Below are 22,652 nucleotides of genomic sequence, written 5' to 3'. Positions count from 1 at the left end.
AATTAAAATATATAAATTGTGCAATTAATACGATGAGTAGGGGTATTCCACTAAATAAACATAACCACTTTAAATCTGATTTAGTCATCGTCTAACCTCCTTCATCCAATTTACAATGTCAGGACTTCCACCTAACTCAATAAATTTATTTTTGTGGTATTCTGCTTTTTCTAGTTGCTTATTATCTGATAGTATTGTGAGATTGAAATACGCCCAAATTAAACTTTTCCATCGGTTGTAATGGAATCTACACCTTAGACTTTTAAACACTGTCTAACCTCCTTTACTGTTCTGCTCGGAATGAAATACCATTTATCTGAATGAACGTCTTAGCATCATTTAACTGTATATTAACTTCACCATTTGACTTAATTCTTAGTTGCATAACAGAAACACCATTAATTAGACCACCGTGCGTACTTATAGTTATATCATTGTCAATATTAGGTCTATATCCCTTTGGGAGCATAAATAATATAGTATTGTGTCCGGTAGACCCATCCCTAATTTCTCCCCTCAAATGAACTAGTCCGAAATTGTCTTTAAAGTATGCAAGTTTTCTGTTACTTTGCGCCCACCCATTCATCAACACAGGCTCAATCCACTCTTCTTGCTTCTTACTCGCAAACATCGACAAATCAGGATTCGTCTGCATTTCTAGCACGTTCACACGTTTAGTCGTATCTGCAATATCCACCGTATGCTTGTCTTGTACAGACTTAATATTTTCGTAGACTTCGGCTTGTACCGATGCGATACCACTTGTGATAACGTGTGGTAAGGCTAGGTAGGTTACGGTGTATTGTGCTGTTTTGTCTGCTTTTTCTTTTCCGTATACAATTAACCTCTCATTCCCATATGCGTTAGAATCTGCGACAATTTCCCACACGTTATTATCAATTTTTCCGTTACTATACCACTCAAGTATTTTATTAGTAGGATAACTATACAACGTCTGAGGTACTATTGGGGTGTTTGTAGCTAATGTTGTAGTGCCTTCAAAACTTGCCATAACCTCCCTCACAACCATTCCCGAACCTAATGTAACGTGATTCTCCCCTTCTTCTAATACGACTTGCCCTTCTGTCGTGATTTCTTCCCAGTAAGGTGTAGCTAGTTTGTAGTGTAGTTGGTAGGGTTTCCACTTATCTGTTTTTACCTCGTAAGGCTCGATTGGCACTACTGTCCTTCTAGCCGAAGAATTCCAAGCATCACCTAAAATCGCTAATGGATACCAAGCCTTATTTCCTGTACCATTATAAGTTCCACCATTTGACTGTCCATCGGTATACATCCGCCACCTCATGAAATACGCCTTAATCTCGTCTGCTGTAGGTGTGTAGTTGTCGCCCCAACCTGAATCGGTGTTGGAGATTGCAAGATAAAACACCCCCCCTGTAACCCTAGCTTTATCGCTATTCCATGAATCAGAACTAGATAAAAAACTATCTATCACCTTACCATCGTACTTAACAACTGTCCCCTCATAATCAATAGCGTTAGGTAAGTCAATTCTCACGATTGTGTAACCAGTAAATTTTTGAGGTAGCTTCCAATCCTCACTACCATCTAACTCAATTCGCTCAATCTCTTTCCACTTTCGCCCATTCTCGATATACTCCCCATCAGCTAAACGTAATACGTCACCTTTGCTATCACGTGCGAAGTATTGATAGGTGTCGTTGGTTTCGTTTGTTACATACACGCCTGTCGTATGTTGCACACCTTGTACAAAGTCGTGTTGTTCCGTACCTTCGGTGAGCATGAGGTCGGAGAATGTGAAAGTACCATTGGCTAAACCGTTATTTTGTGTAGTTATTCTTATTCTACTTATATCACCAGTAGTTATTATCCTTTTTCCATTTTCCCCACTAATATAACCACCATTTGTAATTCTTGCAAACCCACCTGCATCATCAAATACACCGATTAAAGCATTATTATTATTTGTATGCCCGCTAATAATGTAAGACGTATTAGGTTTAACACTGAGCCAATACCCATTAGATGTATTTGTAGAATCACTTACAACTAACGTCAACGTTCGCCCATCAGCACTTACCGTTGCATTAGCGTGTTTCGCCCACTCCCTACTCGTAAACGGAGGAATCAAGTTAACAACCGTTTTCCCATCAATCCGATTGACTGTTAATGGTGAACGTTTCACACTTTCGATAATTTGTGTACCTGTATTGATTACAAGAGGTTTGATAGCATCTTCTTTTAACTCTTGCTCATAATCTTCCTTATGCGCAGCAACGTCATTACTTAATTCAACAAATTCTGTCTTAGTTGCTTGTTGTACATTGTCTACATTACCTAGTCCCACATCTTCTTTAGTAACAGTAACATTACCGGTTCTTCCTGCGACTGTTTTTACTGCTTGTATGTTATCGATTGCTTGCTTTGTTCTCTGCGGTGTCATTAATTTCGTACTATTTGAACCTGTTTCTGCTTCTGCTTGTGTCGCTACGTCTATGTTATGTGTATGGCTAGTACCTGTCGTGCTGTTACTCGTCGTGGCTGTCACCGTACTTGGTGTACCTAGCGTAACTGTTCTATCTTGCGATAAGTCACCACCACCAGTCAGACCGTTACCAGCATTTATTTTCTTTGTTGTAATTTCATCAGCGAAGTTATCAACTTTCTCCCAGTTTTCATTTAATATAGTGTCTATATTAAATGTATCATCCTTTTCTGTTACTGGGTTGGGTTGATAGAGATTTAACTTCTCAGTGTACTTTTTAGTCACTAACTTGCACCCCCTGCAAAGTTATCCAATGTCATATTGTGCATCTTTCCAATTGTAAGATCATGTACCTCACCTATAGTCAGGTAACGGAAGAAATACCTTATTGGTAAATGTGCCGGTCGCGTATCCTCCAAAGCATTTTGGGCATCTTCTAAATTTGGTGGAATTCCGGTTTCAGAAGTGAATTGAATGCCGATTACACCATTATCAAAAGATACCTCAACATCCCCATTAGTGAAGGAATCAGCAACTATTTTTAAGAGAATTTGGTCTACCTTCCCCGAACCTCTCCATTTCGACTTAATGACAGAGCGCCTTTCATCAAAAGGTTTGCTACGGTCAACTGGGATATCAAGTTCTTTCTCGTAAATATCCAAACCCCATGTCGCTGTGTCCACATCTAATTGCATCATTATTTCTTCAATTGCATCTCTATAACTATTAAACTTCTTTTGTTGAGCGCCAAAAATTTCAATAATAATTTCATCTTTGCGCATAAAAAGAGGAAGTGTTTTAATCATCTCATTAGACAATTCCAACACCTCCAAGAATCGCTACCTCATCGTTTGCTATGTCAATATTCACATTAGAGCCGTTCACAATTAGATTAGTATAATCAAAGACACCTGTTGAATCTAGTATGGTTGAACCAATTTGAGCATAAGAAACAAAGTTTATTCCTTCCACAAATGCAATTGATTTTAAGTACTCTGTTAAGCTCTTAGATACATTCTCAATAACTTCCTCATCAGTATATCCGTCCTCTTTTGTAACCGTAAAATCAACATTAATAGTAACTGGAACTGCAGCTTCTACATAGCAGTAAGCTCCTAATGGAGCGACGCCATCCCCTAATCCATTGCTTCCTGGGTCTATGTGTTCTTGTACCTGTTCAATCAAGTCATTGGAAGCTGGCTTTTTTTCAGCATCGATAATGACCACTCTTACTGTATTACCTCCATAATACAGTGGGAAAGCCCTGGCATCGCCTACTCCTGCAATTTCTTTAGCCCAAATAAGATAATGCGCTCTATTTCCACTTGTTGCAGGTGTTCTAATTCGTTCATAGTAACGTTGTAATAAATCAGCATCACTTTCAGCTGAAAAACCATCATATGTCGGTTGAGGATTCGCTACTGAGACTACACCAGAAAGAGTAACTGGTATTTTTGTGATTCTGTTCGCAGGTACATTTCCGATTGGTCCGGGCTCCACCGCTTGGATTTTTACTGTACCTGATTCGCTTATAGTTCTTTCTTCAGTAGCAACAAACTGAATACCGCTTTCTGTTTCGAACAAATCATTTACATAGACAGTTCCATCTGCTTCAACTAACACTTCGCCAATAGAGTAGGTTTTTTCTCTCCGTTCCTGGCCTGTTCTGTTGAAAATATACTTTGCTAACTCTTCCCCTCTTAGATTCTCAACATCCAACTTATTTCTAACATTTTCATTTTGCTTTTCTAATTTGTTAAATTGAATAGCAGGAGGACGAGTAGCCTCATAGATAAAGTCCCCTTGTAGTTTTGAATAAGAATCATCTATATCACTAAGAATTTCCTCATGTATTTCTTTTTCACGTTCATCCACCTAGTTCCACCTCCTGTTCAAATGCTCCTTCGATAGTAAATACACGGAAAGAAACAATGTATTTTGAACCCTCACGAGAAATTGACCAATTACCTAACGATTGAATAACAGGATGCCGTGTTAGAGCTTCTGTGAGCTCCCTTTCTATTTCAGTTTGTATAAAGCCCAAATGTAAGGAAGATCCAATTAAATCTTCTAACCTTACCCCGTGTTCAGTTCCTTCATAAACTCGAAACTTGTAGCGCTCAGTACGAATGGTTGCCTCTATCCATACTTTTAACGCTTCAATACCATAAACAGGAACTGGTTTACCATCACGTAAAACAAGACTACCTTTTTTAAAGTCAAATAAAAAAGACCTTAACCTAGCAACAGGTTGGTCTTGTTCTTCTTGCTTTAAAATGTTTTCGAATTCGAGCTCAGTAATTTTCGGCAGCATTAGCCTCTCACCGCCTTATCTATGACAAAATATTTTTGATTGTCACTGGAGGTAATAACAATAACCTCATCTCCGTTTTTCATTACATTTCTATAACTGTTAGCTATGATAACTTTTGAGCCCCTTGGGGCAATATCATTCGAAATTTTAATTTGTGGAGGAGATGTACTTATAACAGTTCCCACTAGCGCACCAAACAAAAAAGGATTCTCCCTTTCTTTAAATAATTTCGCTAATCTTACAGTGGTATCCATTAAACTACCCCCAAATCTAAAGACATCCGGTGTATACCATTTTTAAGAGTATGTTCTACTGATTCAATAAGATATCGACCTTTCATGCCAGTAACAGGTTCTTCTATCTCTATTATTCTTCCTGCTCTTACTCTATCATCACCAAGCATTTCAATAGTATTCGATTCCATAACTCGTGATAAATCTTTCAGCATATTCTTAGCAATGTTCCTAGCTTGTGAAGTATCTTTGTCTTGTACTTCCACAATGTCGGATAAAAGACCATATTGTTCAATCATATTTGAATCCGTTAATGTTGCAATTACTTGGTTATCTTGAACAATCTGAATTTTGTTTTTCATTTCCTCAATTGACCGACTTCGAGTAGGTTCTGCAGTTGATTTTTGAATATCATGTTCCCACAAGTTCCTTGCTAATCTGAATGACCCTTTTACAAGTAAATCAGTTTGTGGAAGGATATAAAGTTTACCTACTCTCATCTCTATCCTATACTTTATCCCTTGGTCCTTTTCTGCTTGTTTAAGAATATCTCGGATGATATCAGAAGGGCTTTCATTTGGGTATATTTCATCAATAATGGTAGGTATTGACGTGATTTCTCCAATAGGAATATTAAAGTCTGTTAGTATCTTCCTGATAGCTTGTCCTCCTGGCATACGATTGAATTGATAAATTTTCTTAGATTTATTTAAGTAAAAAGCAGCATCAAACGAAATATATTTAATAGGTTGTCTGCCTTGCTTGTTTTCACTTATCACAATCGTACGAAGGACCTCTGTATCTCCGTTACGTAAAATAGCCATTTGACCAACATCTACTGGATTTTTAGGGATGAATCGAGAATCATTATATGCAATATCAAAATCAAGTTCCTGTCCCAACTCTTCAATGCTTGACCGCCACGAGATAGCACCCACTATAGGTGTAATATTAACTAACCCATTATTGGATGCCGTCCACAATTGTTGATTACCTGTTATCCCATTATGTTCACGCTCCTCCTACTTGAACAAAAGGAAAATACTCCAGTTGTAAATCAAAATAAATATCTCCAGTGCCATCACGAGGACCATAATTAAAGTTTTCAATAGACATTGCCCAGTTGATATTTGTATCTGTGATGATAACTCTAATAGGTACTCTTCTATCAATCCATGATTCGATTATATCTACATACTCCCAACCTTTGTATGTCCGGTCACGTAAAAATGGATAATCCTTTTTAGGGAAAAATGAAGAGATAGTAAAACTTTTTAATCCTCTAAGTCCTATTAATTTTAGCTCTCCCTGAGATATTGTTTCATACCTATCATTGTTCTGAGGACTGTTTATATTAAACTCGCTAGGGATAACAGGAAGCTGAATAACTTGTTCTCGGTTATTAATACTTAAAAATATATCCACTGTTATCCCTCCTACATGTTATCTAATACCAGTTCTAATTGTGGGACCAACTCATCAAGTACCTCTTTAGCTGAGGTTCCCTTTGCATAGACATTGACTATTACATTATTTCTCTTAGTTGAACGGTCTGTTTTGTTTTCTGTACGTGTAATGGTTGTTTGTTGTCTCGTTTGAGGCATATCCGTAATGTTGTCGATAGTAACGCCTTGTTCACGAAGTCTTTGTGACTGACGTGCTGGAATAATCATTTCATCTTTATGAATTTGAGCTACCATATCATGAGGAACTCGATTTGTACCTACTGCATAAGAAGCTTGAATTAGACCATTTCCACCCGCCCATTTAGGTAGACCAATCTTAGGCATTTTGAAATTAGAAAACGATGATTTGAGATCATCCCACTTACTTTTTACTGTATCTATAAAACCAATAAAAGGAGAAAAGAACTCTGAAACTTTCTGTTTAGCATTATCCATCGACTCTGACACTGAATTCTGTATACCTTCGAATCTTTCTTTCAACCTACTCCAAAGCTCGCTAGCTTTTTCTTTAACAGTATCCCAGTTTTTATAAAGTAAAACCCCAACGGCTATAACGGCACCAATCGTAAGAGCTACCCATCCTAACGGAGATATAGCTAGAACGGTATTTAACCCAGCTTTTGCAAGAGCTAAGATACCTGTGGCAACCGCCCACCCTTTTGTAGCTAAAGCTGCAATACCTACGGCTGTTTTATAAAAAAGAATAGATCCAGCTATACCATAGACAATCGGTTCAAATTTACTCCAATTATCATTTACATAATTATAAAGACCAGTAGCCTTATCAATCACACCAGCTACGCCATCCACAACTAGGGGGAGTCCTTCGTCCTTTAACCAATTAAGCGCCGGTTTAGCACTGTCAAAGGCTTGTAATAGCCAATCTTTTAGTTCTAATGCTCTAACACCTGTATCTTCTAAGGCCGATTTAACCCCATCTATAGTCGGTCGATTTTCAGAAATTCTTGCTTTAATGTTCTGGAATGCATCAACAAACCAGTCCTTTATAGCAATCGCAGTTTGCCCTAAAAAGACTAAACCACTTCTCATAGTATCCATAGTCGGTTGATTGTCTTGAATAACCCCTCTTACTGTCCTGAAAGTTGAGGTACCCATCCTACCTACAAATGACATCCCTCTACTAATACCGTCCATTGCTCGTTCAGTAAAAGCTTGAACTTTAGGCATGTGGACCATCATGTTACTAGCAAAGTTAGCCATTGTTTGAGTAACTTTAGTTGCGATAGGTAAGAATCCTTTACCTAGTTCGGCTTTAAGATCCTTCTTAATACCAGCTAACCTACGTTGTTGGTTGGCATATGAATCACTGGTGCGTTCTGCATCACCTAAAGCGTCGCTTGATTGACTGACAATAGCAGCATACCTTAGTTCCATTTTTGTAGATTCATCTAAATCTGCAAAACGTCCCTGTAACCCTCTTTTATTCATTTCAAGAGATAAAGTATTTTCGTTAAGAACTGCACCTAATGATTGTGCTGCACCGTGGTTACCAGAGATTGCAGAACGTAGATTACGTAATGCGTCATCTTCAGCTAAGTTATTGAATGATGCTAAGTCTACCCCTAAAGTAGTAATATCTTGTGACATCTTAGTAGCTTCTTCACGAGCCATTCCCATACCAACAAGCATGTTTTGATTCTCTGAAAGATACCCTTTAAGATCCATTTTAGAACGACCTAAAGCTTGCGCCTGAGTACCCGCCCAATCTTCAACTTCTTTTGACATGTTTCCAAAAACAACGCTAAACTTCCCGTCTAATTCCTCTAATTCAGATGCTAAGCTTATCGACTCTCTAACCGCGGACGTTGCAGCTCGAATACCTAAATAAGCTCCAGCTAGTGCTGCAGCACTTTTTACAACCTTTGCAAAGTTTGCCGTTGTATTGCTTGCAAACCTCTTAACTTGATTACCGGAATACTTTAAGCGCTTATCAAAACCACTAACACCCTTCGAAGCATTTCTCATACCTGTTGAAAAGTTTTTATCTTTAAGTGTTAATACGGCGGATAAAACCTTACTAGCCATTTATCTCACCACCTTTACAAAGAAAAAAGACTAAGTAGGAACCTTAGCCTTTTCTTCTTCAAAATATAAATCTAAACTAGCTGTCATAAAAAGCTTTTCGTCTGCCCGTAAATTTAAAAGATAGTCCATAGTAAAGCCTTTTTGTAAATAGTGATGAATCAAATAAAAATCATCATCACTTTTAATTAGTTTTTTACTTCAGCTACCCTTTGTACCGATGAGCTAAATCCGGCAAGGTCCATTGCCGCACCACTAATTTTACCAATTTCACCAGTCTCAAATAGCTTATCTACAATGTCATAAGGCTCTACACATCCAAATTCCTTTTGAAGCTCTGGGTCTTTTAAATTCGGCTCTACAACAATGTTATAAACCATATGAACATCACTAATGTCCTGTCTTTCAGCGTCATATGCCATTTCTGTAGCTTCAATACATAAAGAACGCTCAGGTTTTCTGATTGTAATACTAGCACCAAAGCGTTCAATATAAAGTTGTTCTTTTTTGTCCGCTTCAACCTGGTACTTCTCTTTATTCTTCATTAATTCAGTAAGTGTTAGCTTTTTGATTTCCTTTTTACTCATAATATCCTCCTATTTATGCTGGGATTAAATCAATTTGATCATAATCAGCAAAGTTAAATGGCATTTCTTCAGTTCCTAAAGTCTTCTGCTCAAATTTCAGAAGCATGAACTCATTAAATGTTACTTCTTTAATAGCTACACGTTCACTACCAAACGCATCCGGGTCTGCTAGTTTACCTACAAGAGTAATATCAGGCATTTGTCCTGTTTTTACTGCGTTTGCCATAAGAGTAGCTCCGCGACTATAAACCTTTTTAACTGTTAATGAACCTTCTCCAGCCCAACCAGTCATTTTTTTATGAGTCGCTAAATCTTCTGCCATGTTTACATCTTCATAGTTTACTGTTACTTTCGCTTCGAAGGTGTCAACATCAACCCACTTCTCACCATTAACCCAAATAGCGCCGTATGTTCCATTAATAATTCGATTACTTTTTATTTTTTTCATAAATATTCACCCCTTATATAGAAACTTGGAATTCTAAGTCTTCAATTGCATCCACAATCTTGACTCTACCTTTTGTAAACACATTTCTCTTGAATGACATTTCTTTTACCTTTTGATCGTCCCAATCGGATGTATCCGTACCGATGGTTTCCCACGCTAAACGTTGTGCCTCAACATTAATTTCAGCACGGTTATCAAAGTTAGGGTCAAGAATCACATCGCCCTCTAACCCCTGATAATAGGCATTTACTGAAGTAAAGAATAACACTTGATTGTCATAAATGTTTTGTACCTTCCCTACATACTCATTCTTGAATGTAGAATAGATATCATCATGCATCATATCCATAACTTCCATTACTTTGATCACACTAAAATCTTCTGTTTTTTTCACAGTGAAAGAAGTTAGACTGTTAACAGCTCGTCCAATCTTGATTTCTTCACCATCATTCACAAGAATTAATTGACCATTATCAATATCTGCATCTGGATCATCATGCTCTTTAATTGAATCCACTTCTGGAAGAGAGAAGTAAGTAGCTGAGCGAGTAAATGGAAGACCTGCAAGTATTCCAGCAATACGAGGCGTATACTCTGCTGTCGTATAGATTTTTTCTCCTACCACAATTTCATCAGTGGTGAAATTAATAATCCCCTCATGGTCTGCTTGCTCATTAGCTAGAACCGCTTTAAATGTTTTCTTTTCGTTCTCGCGTTGTGACTTAATGAAACTAGCAATTGAAGTAGTTTCTTCCTCAGCAAACGGCACAGCTAAGTAATTCCATTTCTTTGATTTAGATTTTTGTAAACCATCTGATACAGTGCCTTCAGGACCTAGATTACATACTAAAACACGAGAAGGAGTACCCATGAATGCTTGGCTAATATAATCAAAGTTTTCCTCTGACCAATTCTCTTCGTTCACTTGAGTAATATCACGGTATGCAATGAAGTCATTTAAAAAATTAGCTGTTGCGTCCTTTACCATTAAAAGTACAATGCCCATTGCGCTTCGATTCACGGCCGTGACTGCTTGACCTTTAAATACTATATCTATTTGTGGTAAGCCCATTTATTTCACCCTTTCTTAGTTATTCTCATTATTAAATTCTAAGTTTTCCATAGGTTCAGCTTCTTCAATTTCCTTGCCTTCGAAATACTCAATATCAAATGAGAAGTTCAGTACGCCATCTGTTACTTCGCTAAATGTCTCGATAATATTAAAACTTCTATCAAATACACCTAATTTCAGCTCAAATAGAGATTCAAGTTCCTCTTGAACATCCAATAATTCAACTTCATTCTTATTTCTGTCACTAGGAAAATAATAAATTCGAATCGTTAAGCCTCTTTCAATCTGTTCTTCTGTGGAAGAGCGCCTAACATTATCAAAATCAACAAAAAAAGAAGGTCGCTTAAAACCTTCCTTCACATCATTCGAGTTAATTTCAATCCGAAACTCTTTTATTAATTTTGTAGTTATAACATTGAGAATATCTTTATAGCTAATCATAACTTCCCACTCTCTAGGAGGTTATCTAACCAATCGCTTAACATTTGGTCCATTTCTCGGTCTTCAAATTCTTTCATCGATTCTTCTAAAACATTCTTTCCCTTTACAAAGCCTACTTCTCGTCCGTTCCTAACTATCCTGTGTCCTTTTTCAATTAAGTGAGCTTTACGTGAACCGCTATAAACACGTATTACAAATTTATCTCCATCAAAAAATAACTTACCGCGTTTCCAAGACTTATGATAGCTACCTGTTACCTTTTTAACTTTACTTCTAGCATTTCTAGCTGTTAATGTCCTTGCTTTACTACCCATTTTTCTCATAATCTGCTTAGTTTCTCTCGGAAGTTCTTTCGTTGCTTTCTCTACTAACATTTTTTCGAATTTATCTAAGTTCTTAATCTCTAAACTCATTCCATCACCTCCACACAAAAGATTTCTAATGTCTCATTTTTAAAATAAGGATTTAGTATATATTTAATCTCAAACTTACTATTCCTAAAATGAATCTCCATATCTTTTGTGATATCTTTACCTGCATGATAACGGACAATGATTTTATGGGTTACATTGGTGAGAATTGTTTCGGCTTGTTGTCGTTGCATATTACCAGTCTGTGGTACTATTTCAGCAAATATAGTCTTTAATTTTTCAAAGCTAAAATTTACCTTATTGAGTTCGTTTACTTTTTTCACATTCCCGTACACATCGATTCGATGTCTAAGTTTTCCCGGATTCATTAATATCACTTCCACAGTGAGAGAGTTGTATTAGAATGCTTTCTAGTGAAAAAGCTAATGTTGTTGCTTTACCAATTGGCTCACGATTCTCATACCAATTAGAAACAAGTAATTTTACGGCTGTTTTATACAATTCAAGAGTAGTATCAACATCTGGACGTGTTGCATTTTTTATATAAACTTCAGCTGCAACAATTAGAGAAGTAACGAGATTATTATCCTCCTCGCCATCAATCCTTAAAAACTGTTTTATCTCTTCTTGAAAGATTTGTTGAACTGTCATGAGTTATCACCCATATTCTTTAATCACTCTTAACGAGAGATTCAATGTGTTTAATTACACCTTTACGATTTTCACCTTGTTTTTCTAATTCCAGTAATTCAGATAAATTCTCTTGAGTAAGTTCACTAGTAACATTCTCAATGATTTCGGCAACTGTCCCTAGTAGAACCTCTATACTTATTGCCATTCCTTCCCCTGAAACCTCTTCAGTTTGCCGGGTTTGGGGTTCTCTTTCTTCTAAGTAACCTTTTTCAATAAGAGTTGTTGCTCTTTCCCTATCTTCTGTCACATAAACTGTACCCTTAGTTAAACTTGAGTAAAGTTTCTTAGTATTTTTGTCTACAAAAGAGTTAATTACATTATATTCCATTTTTTACTAACCTCCTTTAGTTAAAATAGCCCCTCTCCAATTCATGGAAAGGGGTGAATGATTATTAGACTGCAGCTACTTTCTTAACACGAACAAATCCTTTATGCATCGCTACGTTACCACCAGCCCATACAGATCCGCGGTAAGCGATTTGTCCTGTGCGGAATTTAAAGTCTCTTGATTCTTCCACTGTAATTGGTGAGAAGATAGGCATTTCATAAGCTTTCACCATACCATAAGCCATGCAGTATGTGTCTGCTGAAGTCGAATCAGAAGAAATAGGTGCACAAGCACTGTTAATGATGAATGGAACTTCAAAGCTATCATCAGATGAAATAGTACCTGTGTTACCGTCCTTCTTAATTTTGTATAACTTCTTACCATCCGAGCTTCGAACTTTTGCAAATGCAGCTAAGTCTCGCTTATTAAGAATTAAATAGCCACCACCTTCTACTTCCTCATCTCCACCATAGCCAAATACGATTTCATCTAATGTATCAGCATCGATTGCAGAGACTTCAATATCGGTAGAAGTTGGAATAACATTTGTTGGAGCATTAAAAATACCAGTTAATGCGTTCGCTCCACCTGGGCCAACAATAATTTGCTTTGTGATTTTCTTTTTAATAGCTTCGCCAATACTTTTGGCTACGCGAGATTGATAGTCTACGTTAGGTAGCTTCATAGACTCATCAGTCATTTCAGCATAAGCAGTAATTTTTGCTTTGCCAATTGTTACATAATCAAATACAGGCTCAGCATCAGCATAGTTACCATCCTCTGAAGTATAGTCACCTTCACCACTTGAAATTTCAAAACCTTTTGCGTAGCTTTCACCACCCATAAGTGGTACGCCACTAACCACATCGACCAATGAAGATACTTCGCTGAATTTTTCATTTAATTCTTTGCTGTATTTCTTTTCATTAATTAATGTGCCTCCACCAATTGAAACCGCACGTAATTCAGGTACTTCGTCAATTTCAAATGTTACTGAGCGTTTTTCTTTTAATGCAGCTCCACGCTCTTCATAAGTTTTTGTAAGATCTTGCTCTCGCTTTTCATCACCAACAATTTGACCATTGCCTACTCCGTAAGTGCCTAACGCATTCAATTGTCCTGCTGGTTTGCTACGCTCTTCATGTTCTCCTAAGAAGTCTTGTTGCTGGCGTTTCTCATCTTGACCTTCTTCTTTTTCAATAGCCTCGATTTGTGAACGGAATTCGGCAATCTCTTTATCAAGCGATTCAATTTGTTCCCCAATACTACGAACTTCCTCAACGTTTTCGCTTTTCTTTCCTTTTTCCTTTAGTGCAGCTCTAGCCTCTTCTTTTGCTTTTAATTGCTTTTTTAACCAATCCTTCATTGTCCATCTACTCCTTCTATAATAAATTTAGTTTTAGTCTTTCTAACTCTAATTCTTTTTGCCCTTGCTCGTTTTCAGAATCATCCGTTTCTTTTGAGCGCAACGCATTATCCAATGCTTGCTTGTCCGCACTATCCAGTGGTTCGCTCCGAGCATTTATATCAGACCCCTGATATTGGGGTGTTGATAACGCTGATATTTCAAAAATCTTATCAAACTTAATAATTTCCCTTAGAGGAACTTCTTTGTCTTTATCTCTCCAAGCTTCTTCCAGAACTGAAAAGGCAAAGCTCATTCCCGTAATGTCTCCACGATTAACAGCGGAGTATAAGGCCTTTGCTTCACTATTATTTTCAGTATCTAATTCTGCTTTAAAATAAAGTCCTCGATCATCGACTCTCAGTTGCAGTGTTGAATTACTATTATTGTTTCGACTTCGAGCAAGAGGTATTTTATTTCTTTGATGATGAACAAAAAAAGGAACATCCTTTAAGTTCGCTCCAATCAATGCACCCGCTCTAATTGTTTCTCTAAACCAACCGCCAATATTTGTTTCTTCATCATAAACAATGGCATACCCTTCTACAATTGCACCATTTTCTTCAGTAGGTTGGGCTGCACGTAATTCATGTATTTCATTAAATCGTATAACCTTATTCTTCTTGTCCACCTTCATCACCCTTCCTTACTTTTATTTCACCGTGCTTAAGCTGATATTCATCGATAATGTCACGACTAATATAATTCAAGCTCTGTGTTCGCCGTTCTCCACCTTCTATTGGTCCATATCCAAGTATCTGAAGCTTTTGGTTATCAGTTAATAAGCCTTGTTCTCCCGCTGTCTTGATTAGTGATAACTTACTTTTAGTGTTCAGATACATCATGTCACGTTGATAGAATACGATTTCATTACCAACTTCTAGTTCTCGCTTTGTAAATAATGTTTTACTAAATGCTTGTCCTAAACTAATAATTAAACTTTCTAATGTTCTTTCATAAAAAGCTTGGTACTGCTCATCGGTAAAGTCACCAGTCAGAATCGGAACTGAAACGCCAAAAAACTTTAGAATCTTGTTGTCCAAGAAGTCTAAAGTATCTTTATCTACTAATTTGGGATCTACCTTAATGTCCTGGTATTCCCCTTTTAAATCCATTGGAAGTATTCCGGTGTCACTGTTTTTTATTGCTTGTTCAAATCTTTTACGTTCTTCATCTTGTTTACCATCATCTAGCATAGTATTTATTTTTAAAATACCACGAATAGATAGACTACTTTTAATTGATTTTTCCAACCCTTGTAACACACTGTCATTTATCCCCAGTACTTTTAATATAGCTGCATTGTCAGGTTGTCCGTTTGCACCTCCACCCATAACTTCATTCACTGAAAACTTCTTTCGTAAATGAACTATGTCAGAATAAGGCAGAGTGTAATTTTGACCGGTATTAAAGGTTAACTTTATAAAAAGTCTTCCTGATTCATCTTGCAAAAAATCAACCTGTGTAGGGTTAAGCGGATAAAACCCTGTATATTCTCTTCGACTAACACCATTCTTGGTCACTATGTCATAGGTTGGATAGATAAATGCGTTATAGTTCATAAACAACAACCAAATTGTCTTTTCAATAAAATCTCGCGTTGTCATCAACTCATTAGGACTAAACTTAAAAAGTCGATTGATGCTCCCATTTACAACAGTCTGAATATCATTACTGTCAGTACGGATATGTTTAGGTCGTAGCTTAGAGCATTCAGTAGCTATTACATCTATACAAGTCTGAACAACATCAGATGCATAAATACTATCTCCAAATTGACTGAATATAGGAATATATCCATTTAACATTTGTGCGTGGGTATATTGCTTGGTACTGTTGTCTTTAAACATATTTTTAAAACTATCCATAAATCCCATTATCTCACCTCGCTTTCAGACTATCTCACCATTTCTAAGTACTCTGTTTTGTAACGCTGGTAGATAGCGTATAAGATAATTAGCGTAACTGCACCGTCTATCCTACGATTCTGTAAGTCGTTCACTTTAACTGGCATAATTTGACCAAGGTTATTAACTTTCAAAGCAGTATTACCAAGATTCCAGCGTGTGATCGGATTATTGTTATAGTTAATGAGCTTACTTCTTAAATCTGCTTCAACCAGTTTCATCGGATTAGACAGGTTGTTATAATCCATTCCAACTTTTTCAGTATCGAAGCCAATGTCCTCCATCTCTTTAATCCAATACTTCGCATTCCAGTTGTCATAACCTGTTTTAAATATCCTAATACCGTACTGTTTGTAGAGACTCACAAACCAATTTGTAATAAGACTATAGTCATTTTCGTTACCTGGACAAACTTCAATCAATCCCTGCCTAGCCCATTCCAAGTAATTTTTTTTATCTTCAACACTTCCATCCACAACTTTTGCTTCTGGTATGAAATACTTTGTAATAATATATTTCTTGTTGTCGTTCTTCCTCATTACAAGGACCTTTGCACAACATAGGTCAGTAGTTTCAGATAAATCGACTGCAGCAAGGCCAACACAATTCTTAAAGTCTTCTAGTTTGTATGTAGCTTCGTTAATAAATTCATTCTCAGCTAACCAAGCAGTTGCATTGTTTTGTTTTAAATTGAAATCTTTTGCCAATGTAAATACTCGTTCTGCCTTATCTTGTTGCGCTTTTCTTAATTGGTCTCTAAGGTATGAAACTTTTTTTACTACTCCAAGACTTGGATTGGATTTATACCAGCTTTTTTCATCCTGCCAAATCTCATTCTCACTATCTTGAGTATATAGCCACGTTAATAGGGTAGGATCCTCAATTTCACCGTTTAATACCTTTCTAGCATATTTCAATTCTGCATCTAGGTATCCATCATTAACAAACCCCTCAGTCGTAATCATAATAAGCATTGGTTCATCCTTTGTGGACTGGGACTGCTCAATAGACTTACCTATGATGTTTGTTTTCATCTCATGGACTTCATCCAGTATGGCAAAGTCAATGTTACGCCCTTCTTTATTACGAGTCCTATCTGAGAGCTTTTTAACAGTTGATTTATTCTTGAGATTAAAGATACCCTTTTGATTCTTATGGCTGCGTTTCTTCAATGCTGGTGACCATTCTCTCATAGAGTTTATTTCATCAAAAATAATACTAGCTTGAGCATCATCGTTACTGGAACAAACGATGTCAGCACCGCCGTTGCCACAAAAAAACTCTGAATTACTTAATCCAGCACACAGAGTTGTTTTCCCGCCTTTGCGAGAGATGAGTAATATTACTTTTTTGAATCGCCTAAGCTTCGTTTCAGAACACTTGAAAGAATAAGCAGCTTCAATTAGTGCTTTTTGAAATAACTCAAGTAAGAAAGGTTCTCCAAAGAAAGGTGACTTTGTATGCTTGCAGAACTTTTCAATAAACATAATTCTAAACTCCGAATCAGTGTTATCGAAAATATAATCAGGGCTACCTAAATCTTGCAGTAGGTTCTCTAGCTGCTGAATTAACTCTTGTCCTGCTATGATTTCTCCTGATTTTATTTTGTTTAGGTATTCGAGCAGATAAGAATGCTTGCCGTGGATGGTGTTGTTGTCTAAATCAACCATTCCCTCTCATCTCTTTCATGAAATCATCAAACTCATCGTCACCCTCTACTACATTTTTCATCAGTACACCGTTTAATGTTTTAATAACTGTTGCATAGCTATTTACATTACTTAAGAATTGTTTGCCTGCCTCTGTTCTTTTTTGCAGTTCTGGGTGCTCTGGATGAACCTTAACCATTCCAGAATTGGACAGTATTTCTTTTAATGCATAATTTTCAGCTTTAATAAATGCTGCGTCCTCAATTAAACCTTCAACTAGTTTAGCTTTTGCTTCTTCAACATCTTCAAATATCTCCCTTAACTTCAACAGTTCTTTTTGATAAATTTCGCTTTTTGGCATAGTTCAAAGAACCTCCAACGATTTTCAAAATTTTCAACTTGCGTGAAAAAAAGGTAGGGGGAACGGTCTGGAGCAATTTCCTCTAATTTAGCAAATAGGGGGGCTGCTATGTGTAATCACTAAACCATTTCTCAATATAGCCACGCCATTCATCCTGTCGGTACTGCCTATCAACATCAATCTCTAACCGTCTTATGCATTCCTCTTTACTTACATCGCAAAAGATTAACTCTGCTCCTAAATCATTAGCTATCTTCTCACGCTTATGTTTGTCAGCGTATCCACCAATGACCCAAGCATTATTCCACTTACCATAACGAGTTTTAATGTTATCAATTAATTGACTCTGAATTCCTATCACATTACCTAATAGTTGGTCAGGTTTATCATAACTAGGTAACATTGTGACAGCTTCATAAAGTCTATCAATATCAACTATTAAATCTCCTCTTGTAGAATACTGTTTAACAAAAGATGTTTTTCCTGATAAAGGCGGACCATACACAATATACACTTGCCTATTTTTATTCTTATAACCAAATCGATTGTGTATTTTGTTGTGACATTCATGATGTACAATCATAACCATTTTAGGATTTAAAGAGATACTTACATCATGAACATTCTCAGGTGTTAGTTCTTCAATATGGTGGACATGTAAATCTTTCGGTTCAGCGATTAGCCCTCCGCAATGTTCACACGTTGGACCTCTTTCACTAACAATTATTCTTCTAAACCTTTGCCATTTCTCAGAAGCATAAAAAGATTTTAATATCGCATATTTCGCCATACTACCACGCCTTTGATTCTGCTGCTTTTATATCAGCTTTCATTTTTGTAATTCTTAAACGTTGCTCCTCTTTTACCTCTTCTGGAGGAAGAGTCCTTAGTAATTCTTCGTACTGTTTAACTTTACTTGTTATATTTCTCATTGCTGCTGCCTGGGAAGTTAATGCTTTCGCTTGCTTGTCCCATGCATGTTGATATTCCCACTCTTCTTCGACAAACGTTTCATAGGACTCAACTTCACCGTGCTCATTCTTATCACGCTCGATTTGCTTCTTTTGTTTTTTCAATACTTTTGTTTCATCGTTTATATCCCTAACAAACATGATCTTTTGAGCTCTTATGAAGTTAGTAAAAGCTATTCTTATCTCCTCATACAATAAATCCAGCATTGGCATTGCTCTTGTAGCTTCATAAATTTCTAGAGTCTCTTCATCATTAGGAAGCCACTTCGCAAACATTCCATGTTTATAAGCGTTTTGATTTCCTAATGGCGCCCCGCCGTTATTGCCGACTGCATTTTTATTACGATAAGGTGCTCCTCTTTTATTTGGTGTATTAGGAATGTCTTCCCACTTATCAATGCATTTCCACTTTCTAACTTGGTTAGCAGATACATTTAATTCTTCAGCTATCTCTTTCGGCTGCTTTTCTCTTCCACTTTTCAACCAAATTTTAAGAGCCTCTAAACGATTAGGATTTATGTTTCTAGGCAATTCAAAACACCCACCTCCAAAACCTAATTGAGTTGTTTTCACGCTTAAGTAAGAAGCTCTTTAAACGCTTGATAAATAAGGTCTTTCTATATTTTTTCATTAATAAACAACCCAAAGTAAGTAGTAACGTTTTACACAAAAGTAGTTTATAAAATAATTGAATTTTAATGATTTATCCACAAAATTCAATACTTATCCACCAATGCAACATATCTTATTGCGAGTGGCATTTGGTCTATCGCCTGTAACCCTTGATATAACAGGATTTATAAGCATTTTAAAAACGAACACCACAACCAACTATTTATGTTGTGTTGGGAGTAAAAAATATATAGTTTTAAACGATTTTAAATTTTCTCATGGCCTTATCCATTGCATCTTGATCAACGCCAATGTAACGCAATGTTTCTGATTGGTCTGTATGATTTAATAGCTTTTGTAATAAGGCTATGTCTTTCGTTTGTAAATAAAAGTGATACCCATATGTCTTGCGAAGAGTGTGACAACCAATCTCTTTAACTCCACACGCTTCTGCTGCTTCACGTAAAATCTTATAAGCAGTTTCTCTAACGATTGGTCTATTCTTTCCGTTCCGTGACTGGAAGAGATATTCATTTGGCTTCATACCAGCACAATACTTTTCTAGCTCCCTATACAGAGAAGGAGTAATTCTAAGTCTCTTTTGTTTACCTGTTTTAAACTCTCTAAGTCCACTAATGTAATGGCCATTAAGGTTCTTTACTTTTAAGTGTAAAATGTCTTTTATTCTAAGACCTGTATTAATTCCTAAATAAAATATCATGTAATTACGTTCGCTTTGATTCTTCAAGTACTCAATGATTTCATTAATTTTTTTCGTATCTCTGATAGGCTGCACAAAGTTCATCTCATTCCAGCACCCTCTTTCTATAAAAAAATAAGCCGCTGTTATCAGCGACTTTTATTTTAAACATGTGTTATTTTATGTCAGTTCGTTCTCCACTCCATCATACACGGTTTGTTTTTTATATTTCAAATAGTGCAGATTTTGGCGAAAATGACTATTTTGGCTTAATTGGGTTATTAGTTCGTCTCTTAGTTGCCTTATTTTATCTTTTGACATTCCGATGTGTTTACTGATTGTACGGTAGCTCATGCCTTCCATCATGCAACTATAGATGACTTGTTGTACTGGTTCTTCGATGTATTCCTCTCCAACTTCCACAAACTCAATCGTATTTTTGTATTTTTTTATACGAATAAGTATTTTTTGCTCTCGGTAGTCAAGGTTGTCTAATTCCGCTTTACTGATTAACCCTGAACCTTTTGGCATTCCAGCCTCGTCCCCATATTGAGCAACACCTTCTGATTTTGCTGAAGAATATCTACTGGTACCCCCTAGCAACTCTTCTAACCTTGAAACCTCTCTTTTCATCCAACGGTAGTCGGTTATCATACTTTCAATCTCTTTTTTATCCAAGCTTCATCCCCCCTACTATCTCCACGCTCCACCTTTACCTCTTTTAAGCCCTTTGTTGTAAGTTCCCATCAACCCATTGATTTCTTTATTGCTCATCTTTTTATTTTTTGTTCCCTGTTGTTTCTTTCTTGGCTTTTTGCTCTTTCTTTTTTTAGATACATCTGGAAGTACACTCACTATATGAATCACTCCTATCAATGCCCTTATGCATACGCTAATTTCAGCCTTTATTTCTTTTTCCTCTAATTTTTTTACGTTCACGATTTTTATTATTTATTACTGTTTCAAAGTCTTGACGTTTAGATCTCCAAATGTTTAATTCGTTCGTGAGATTCGTTTGCGCTTCTTGTATAACAATGTTGGCTGAACTATGAGCTTTTCCTATAACAGTCCCTAATCGTTCCATGTTCTTCTTGTGTGCTTTTAGCTGAGTTTTATGTTGTTCGTTTAGTTTTTCACCAAGTTCAATAACCTCTTCTAACTCTTCAATTCTCAAATTTGATAGTTTAATATTTTTAATATGTTGCAAAACTGCAATAATTAGTAGAGCAATCATGCAAGCATACATAATCATTAACGTTGTACTCATTTTTTATCTTGCTCCTTCTCTGTATTTACATATTCCTCACGAATCACTCGTTTTTGCCAGGCTATTTGCTCTTGTTGTTCTTTCATAGATGATGTTTGTTCATTTGTCATTGATTACACCACCCTTATTATTTAATAAGCTTTTCCACCATGCTTGTATGACCTACCTTTATTTCGTTCCATCTTCTTACTAATGGCAAGCTCTAAATCAATACCTCTAGCTCCGCACAAATCAAAAATTCTTATACAAACATCAGCTAATTCCTCAGCAAAATTTTCTTGTTCACCTTTACGATCAGCTTCTAGTGCTTCGCTTACCTCCGAATGAATTAGCGCTAATATAGTACCAGTTTCCCTTTCCTCATCGTGCCATCCTTTTGATTTAGCAGTTTTATAAGCTTGCTCACATAGTTTATTTATCATCTTGCCATTCAACTCCAAACTCTTCATAGATTATTTGCATAGTCTTTTCACCAATACCTTTGCGATTAGCTAGACTCTTAAATATCTTTTCCAATTCTTCAACATATGAATTCTTTTCAAGGTTCCTGCCATGTTCGATGAGTTTCAGCTGCTCTTTGTAATTAAGCATGGTATCACCCTTGCTTTCTTAATTGTTGCAAACGTCTTGTTACAGCGTTTTTAGTTCTCCCATTCAAAGAATCTGATATTTCCTGGTGTGTATATCCTTGTTCTACACTAGCCAGGACTAAATCATCTTCTTCACTTGTCCAAGGCCTCCTATAACTAAAAGGTCTTTCTAGCCAAATGCTTCTAACTTTTTCCGTGTAAAAACCATCGCCACATTTCGGGCAACTAACCATACCTTGTACCTTTGCAGCAACTAAAAAATCAATTTCGCATTCTCTGCAATAATGGAACCAGTATTTTTTCTTCTTAGGCATGTTACTTTCCATCCAACACTTGGCGTATTTCTTCACGAGAACAAGGAGATTTAAACGTTAACTCACGCGCTTTATTAATTCTCTTTTGCAATTCATCCATCCGTTCCTTACAAGCATAAATATAATGTGCCTGGTCTACATTCTCTTGCATGGCATGTTCCACAATCTCATCATTCGACCAAGAAGAAGTAGTAAATGGCTCTGGATACTTTTCAGCTCCCTTTTTTATCTGTCCAATACGTACACTTTCTCTATAGGTCTGTACATTTTTATAAAATGGATGACTTAAATGCCTTTGTAGGTTTTTCATATACGTCTCCTTTCTTTGCTGCGTGATATTCTCGAACTACGAAGTTATTTCTTTTTATTGGTTAGTTTAGAAACGTAATATCCGATAATAAAACAGACACACA

32 protein-coding genes are annotated in these 22,652 nt (G+C 36.5%); all 32 read right to left on the bottom strand.

All coding sequences use genetic code 11. From position 1 onward, the window contains the following. Positions 1-84: 84 nt before the first annotated feature. The 32 genes from CD003_RS03615 to CD003_RS03465 all read right to left on the bottom strand — a co-directional run bounded on the left by CD003_RS03615 (position 85) and on the right by CD003_RS03465 (position 22,549). Complete coding sequence (locus CD003_RS03615) at positions 85-270, bottom strand: hypothetical protein (protein WP_096199524.1); 186 nt, start codon at positions 268-270, stop codon at positions 85-87. Between the two features lie 13 nt (positions 271-283). Beyond that, complete coding sequence (locus CD003_RS03610; protein ID WP_096199523.1) at positions 284-2,752, bottom strand: hypothetical protein; 2,469 nt, start codon at positions 2,750-2,752, stop codon at positions 284-286. Continuing rightward, complete coding sequence (locus CD003_RS03605; RefSeq protein ID WP_257008343.1) at positions 2,752-3,294, bottom strand: YmfQ family protein; 543 nt, start codon at positions 3,292-3,294, stop codon at positions 2,752-2,754. The genes CD003_RS03610 and CD003_RS03605 overlap by 1 nt, the downstream gene beginning before the upstream one ends. Further along, positions 3,278-4,342 carry a baseplate J/gp47 family protein gene (locus CD003_RS03600; protein WP_096199521.1) on the bottom strand — a complete coding sequence of 355 codons (1,065 nt, stop codon included), beginning with the start codon at positions 4,340-4,342 and terminating at the stop codon, positions 3,278-3,280. The genes CD003_RS03605 and CD003_RS03600 overlap by 17 nt, the downstream gene beginning before the upstream one ends. Next, positions 4,335-4,781: a DUF2634 domain-containing protein gene (locus CD003_RS03595; RefSeq protein WP_096199520.1), complete on the bottom strand. Its 447-nt coding sequence runs from the start codon at positions 4,779-4,781 to the stop codon at positions 4,335-4,337. The genes CD003_RS03600 and CD003_RS03595 overlap by 8 nt, the downstream gene beginning before the upstream one ends. Next, positions 4,781-5,035: a DUF2577 family protein gene (locus CD003_RS03590; protein ID WP_096199519.1), complete on the bottom strand. Its 255-nt coding sequence runs from the start codon at positions 5,033-5,035 to the stop codon at positions 4,781-4,783. The genes CD003_RS03595 and CD003_RS03590 overlap by 1 nt, the downstream gene beginning before the upstream one ends. Further along, complete coding sequence (locus tag CD003_RS03585; protein ID WP_096199518.1) at positions 5,035-5,997, bottom strand: XkdQ/YqbQ family protein; 963 nt, start codon at positions 5,995-5,997, stop codon at positions 5,035-5,037. The genes CD003_RS03590 and CD003_RS03585 overlap by 1 nt, the downstream gene beginning before the upstream one ends. Before the next feature lie 28 nt (positions 5,998-6,025). Next, positions 6,026-6,439: a hypothetical protein gene (locus CD003_RS03580; RefSeq protein WP_096199517.1), complete on the bottom strand. Its 414-nt coding sequence runs from the start codon at positions 6,437-6,439 to the stop codon at positions 6,026-6,028. Positions 6,440-6,450: 11 nt separating this feature from the next. Further along, positions 6,451-8,526: a hypothetical protein gene (locus CD003_RS03575; protein WP_096199516.1), complete on the bottom strand. Its 2,076-nt coding sequence runs from the start codon at positions 8,524-8,526 to the stop codon at positions 6,451-6,453. Between the two features lie 185 nt (positions 8,527-8,711). Further along, on the bottom strand, positions 8,712-9,110 hold the full coding sequence (locus CD003_RS03570; RefSeq protein WP_218838241.1) for a phage tail assembly chaperone: 399 nt from the start codon (positions 9,108-9,110) through the stop codon (positions 8,712-8,714). A 13-nt stretch (positions 9,111-9,123) separates the two neighbouring features. After that, a complete protein-coding gene (locus CD003_RS03565; protein WP_179295409.1) occupies positions 9,124-9,558 on the bottom strand; it encodes a phage tail tube protein in 435 nt (144 codons plus the stop codon). A 13-nt stretch (positions 9,559-9,571) separates the two neighbouring features. Beyond that, positions 9,572-10,630 (bottom strand): phage tail sheath C-terminal domain-containing protein, encoded by a 1,059-nt coding sequence (locus CD003_RS03560; protein WP_096199514.1) that lies wholly within the window; start codon positions 10,628-10,630, stop codon positions 9,572-9,574. Between the two features lie 15 nt (positions 10,631-10,645). Beyond that, positions 10,646-11,071 carry a phage tail terminator family protein gene (locus tag CD003_RS03555; protein ID WP_096199513.1) on the bottom strand — a complete coding sequence of 142 codons (426 nt, stop codon included), beginning with the start codon at positions 11,069-11,071 and terminating at the stop codon, positions 10,646-10,648. Then, on the bottom strand, positions 11,068-11,484 hold the full coding sequence (locus CD003_RS03550) for an HK97 gp10 family phage protein (protein ID WP_096199512.1): 417 nt from the start codon (positions 11,482-11,484) through the stop codon (positions 11,068-11,070). Before CD003_RS03550 ends, CD003_RS03555 begins: the two co-directional genes overlap by 4 nt. Further along, positions 11,481-11,810 (bottom strand): phage head closure protein, encoded by a 330-nt coding sequence (locus CD003_RS03545; RefSeq protein ID WP_096199511.1) that lies wholly within the window; start codon positions 11,808-11,810, stop codon positions 11,481-11,483. The genes CD003_RS03550 and CD003_RS03545 overlap by 4 nt, the downstream gene beginning before the upstream one ends. Further along, positions 11,791-12,093: a head-tail connector protein gene (locus CD003_RS03540; RefSeq protein ID WP_096199510.1), complete on the bottom strand. Its 303-nt coding sequence runs from the start codon at positions 12,091-12,093 to the stop codon at positions 11,791-11,793. Before CD003_RS03540 ends, CD003_RS03545 begins: the two co-directional genes overlap by 20 nt. Before the next feature lie 19 nt (positions 12,094-12,112). Further along, a complete protein-coding gene (locus CD003_RS03535) occupies positions 12,113-12,463 on the bottom strand; it encodes a hypothetical protein (RefSeq protein ID WP_096199509.1) in 351 nt (116 codons plus the stop codon). Positions 12,464-12,527: 64 nt separating this feature from the next. After that, positions 12,528-13,829: a phage major capsid protein gene (locus CD003_RS03530; RefSeq protein ID WP_096199508.1), complete on the bottom strand. Its 1,302-nt coding sequence runs from the start codon at positions 13,827-13,829 to the stop codon at positions 12,528-12,530. Between the two features lie 16 nt (positions 13,830-13,845). After that, a complete protein-coding gene (locus CD003_RS03525; protein WP_179295408.1) occupies positions 13,846-14,499 on the bottom strand; it encodes an HK97 family phage prohead protease in 654 nt (217 codons plus the stop codon). Continuing rightward, a complete protein-coding gene (locus tag CD003_RS03520; protein WP_218838240.1) occupies positions 14,483-15,718 on the bottom strand; it encodes a phage portal protein in 1,236 nt (411 codons plus the stop codon). The genes CD003_RS03525 and CD003_RS03520 overlap by 17 nt, the downstream gene beginning before the upstream one ends. A gap of 47 nt (positions 15,719-15,765) precedes the next feature. After that, entirely contained in the window at positions 15,766-17,445 is a 1,680-nt protein-coding gene (locus CD003_RS03515; RefSeq protein WP_096199505.1) for a terminase large subunit, read from the bottom strand. Then, positions 17,438-17,785, bottom strand: coding sequence for a hypothetical protein (locus CD003_RS03510; protein ID WP_096199504.1), 348 nt, complete (start codon positions 17,783-17,785; stop codon positions 17,438-17,440). Before CD003_RS03510 ends, CD003_RS03515 begins: the two co-directional genes overlap by 8 nt. A 106-nt stretch (positions 17,786-17,891) precedes the next feature. Next, the gene (locus tag CD003_RS03505) at positions 17,892-18,575 is read right to left on the bottom strand and encodes an HNH endonuclease signature motif containing protein (protein ID WP_096199503.1); all 684 of its coding nucleotides are present in this window, start codon (positions 18,573-18,575) and stop codon (positions 17,892-17,894) included. Between the two features lies 1 nt (position 18,576). Continuing rightward, on the bottom strand, positions 18,577-19,287 hold the full coding sequence (gene terS / locus CD003_RS03500; protein WP_179295407.1) for a phage terminase small subunit: 711 nt from the start codon (positions 19,285-19,287) through the stop codon (positions 18,577-18,579). Between the two features lie 337 nt (positions 19,288-19,624). Further along, positions 19,625-20,173: a site-specific integrase gene (locus CD003_RS03495; protein ID WP_096199501.1), complete on the bottom strand. Its 549-nt coding sequence runs from the start codon at positions 20,171-20,173 to the stop codon at positions 19,625-19,627. 75 nt (positions 20,174-20,248) lie between these two features. Next, on the bottom strand, positions 20,249-20,746 hold the full coding sequence (locus CD003_RS03490) for a hypothetical protein (protein ID WP_096199500.1): 498 nt from the start codon (positions 20,744-20,746) through the stop codon (positions 20,249-20,251). 15 nt (positions 20,747-20,761) lie between these two features. Next, positions 20,762-20,923, bottom strand: a complete 162-nt coding sequence (locus tag CD003_RS21485) for a hypothetical protein (protein ID WP_179295406.1) — start codon at positions 20,921-20,923, stop codon at positions 20,762-20,764. A gap of 43 nt (positions 20,924-20,966) precedes the next feature. Further along, complete coding sequence (locus CD003_RS03485; RefSeq protein WP_096199499.1) at positions 20,967-21,335, bottom strand: hypothetical protein; 369 nt, start codon at positions 21,333-21,335, stop codon at positions 20,967-20,969. 131 nt (positions 21,336-21,466) lie between these two features. Continuing rightward, positions 21,467-21,757, bottom strand: coding sequence for a MazG nucleotide pyrophosphohydrolase domain-containing protein (locus CD003_RS03480; RefSeq protein WP_096199498.1), 291 nt, complete (start codon positions 21,755-21,757; stop codon positions 21,467-21,469). Continuing rightward, entirely contained in the window at positions 21,747-21,926 is a 180-nt protein-coding gene (locus tag CD003_RS03475; RefSeq protein WP_096199497.1) for a hypothetical protein, read from the bottom strand. Before CD003_RS03475 ends, CD003_RS03480 begins: the two co-directional genes overlap by 11 nt. Before the next feature lie 4 nt (positions 21,927-21,930). Further along, positions 21,931-22,239 (bottom strand): SANT/Myb-like DNA-binding domain-containing protein, encoded by a 309-nt coding sequence (locus CD003_RS03470; protein WP_096199496.1) that lies wholly within the window; start codon positions 22,237-22,239, stop codon positions 21,931-21,933. 1 nt (position 22,240) lies between these two features. Continuing rightward, on the bottom strand, positions 22,241-22,549 hold the full coding sequence (locus CD003_RS03465) for a hypothetical protein (RefSeq protein WP_096199495.1): 309 nt from the start codon (positions 22,547-22,549) through the stop codon (positions 22,241-22,243). Positions 22,550-22,652 lie beyond the last annotated feature (103 nt).

The organism is Bacillus sp. FJAT-45350, assembly GCF_002335805.1.
Classification (GTDB): Bacteria; Bacillota; Bacilli; order Bacillales; family NISU01; genus FJAT-45350.
This window is presented reverse-complemented; position numbering and strand designations above follow the sequence as displayed.

Bases quoted from the DNA above. Each gene is read 5' to 3' on its own strand.
- CD003_RS03595 (WP_096199520.1), bottom strand. From the start codon at position 4,781: ATGCTGCCGAAAATTACTGAGCTCGAATTCGAAAACATTTTAAAGCAA.
- CD003_RS03590 (WP_096199519.1), bottom strand. From the start codon at position 5,035: ATGGATACCACTGTAAGATTAGCGAAATTATTTAAAGAAAGGGAGAAT.
- CD003_RS03575 (WP_096199516.1), bottom strand. From the start codon at position 8,526: ATGGCTAGTAAGGTTTTATCCGCCGTATTAACACTTAAAGATAAAAAC.
- CD003_RS03570 (WP_218838241.1), bottom strand. From the start codon at position 9,110: ATGAGTAAAAAGGAAATCAAAAAGCTAACACTTACTGAATTAATGAAG.
- CD003_RS03565 (WP_179295409.1), bottom strand. From the start codon at position 9,558: ATGAAAAAAATAAAAAGTAATCGAATTATTAATGGAACATACGGCGCT.
- CD003_RS03560 (WP_096199514.1), bottom strand. From the start codon at position 10,630: ATGGGCTTACCACAAATAGATATAGTATTTAAAGGTCAAGCAGTCACG.
- CD003_RS03555 (WP_096199513.1), bottom strand. From the start codon at position 11,071: ATGATTAGCTATAAAGATATTCTCAATGTTATAACTACAAAATTAATA.
- CD003_RS03550 (WP_096199512.1), bottom strand. From the start codon at position 11,484: ATGAGTTTAGAGATTAAGAACTTAGATAAATTCGAAAAAATGTTAGTA.
- CD003_RS03545 (WP_096199511.1), bottom strand. From the start codon at position 11,810: ATGAATCCGGGAAAACTTAGACATCGAATCGATGTGTACGGGAATGTG.
- CD003_RS03540 (WP_096199510.1), bottom strand. From the start codon at position 12,093: ATGACAGTTCAACAAATCTTTCAAGAAGAGATAAAACAGTTTTTAAGG.
- CD003_RS03535 (WP_096199509.1), bottom strand. From the start codon at position 12,463: ATGGAATATAATGTAATTAACTCTTTTGTAGACAAAAATACTAAGAAA.
- CD003_RS03530 (WP_096199508.1), bottom strand. From the start codon at position 13,829: ATGAAGGATTGGTTAAAAAAGCAATTAAAAGCAAAAGAAGAGGCTAGA.
- CD003_RS03520 (WP_218838240.1), bottom strand. From the start codon at position 15,718: ATGTTTAAAGACAACAGTACCAAGCAATATACCCACGCACAAATGTTA.
- CD003_RS03515 (WP_096199505.1), bottom strand. From the start codon at position 17,445: ATGGTTGATTTAGACAACAACACCATCCACGGCAAGCATTCTTATCTG.
- CD003_RS03510 (WP_096199504.1), bottom strand. From the start codon at position 17,785: ATGCCAAAAAGCGAAATTTATCAAAAAGAACTGTTGAAGTTAAGGGAG.
- CD003_RS03505 (WP_096199503.1), bottom strand. From the start codon at position 18,575: ATGGCGAAATATGCGATATTAAAATCTTTTTATGCTTCTGAGAAATGG.
- CD003_RS03495 (WP_096199501.1), bottom strand. From the start codon at position 20,173: ATGAACTTTGTGCAGCCTATCAGAGATACGAAAAAAATTAATGAAATC.
- CD003_RS03485 (WP_096199499.1), bottom strand. From the start codon at position 21,335: ATGAGTACAACGTTAATGATTATGTATGCTTGCATGATTGCTCTACTA.
- CD003_RS03480 (WP_096199498.1), bottom strand. From the start codon at position 21,757: ATGATAAATAAACTATGTGAGCAAGCTTATAAAACTGCTAAATCAAAA.
- CD003_RS03475 (WP_096199497.1), bottom strand. From the start codon at position 21,926: ATGCTTAATTACAAAGAGCAGCTGAAACTCATCGAACATGGCAGGAAC.
- CD003_RS03470 (WP_096199496.1), bottom strand. From the start codon at position 22,239: ATGCCTAAGAAGAAAAAATACTGGTTCCATTATTGCAGAGAATGCGAA.
- CD003_RS03465 (WP_096199495.1), bottom strand. From the start codon at position 22,549: ATGAAAAACCTACAAAGGCATTTAAGTCATCCATTTTATAAAAATGTA.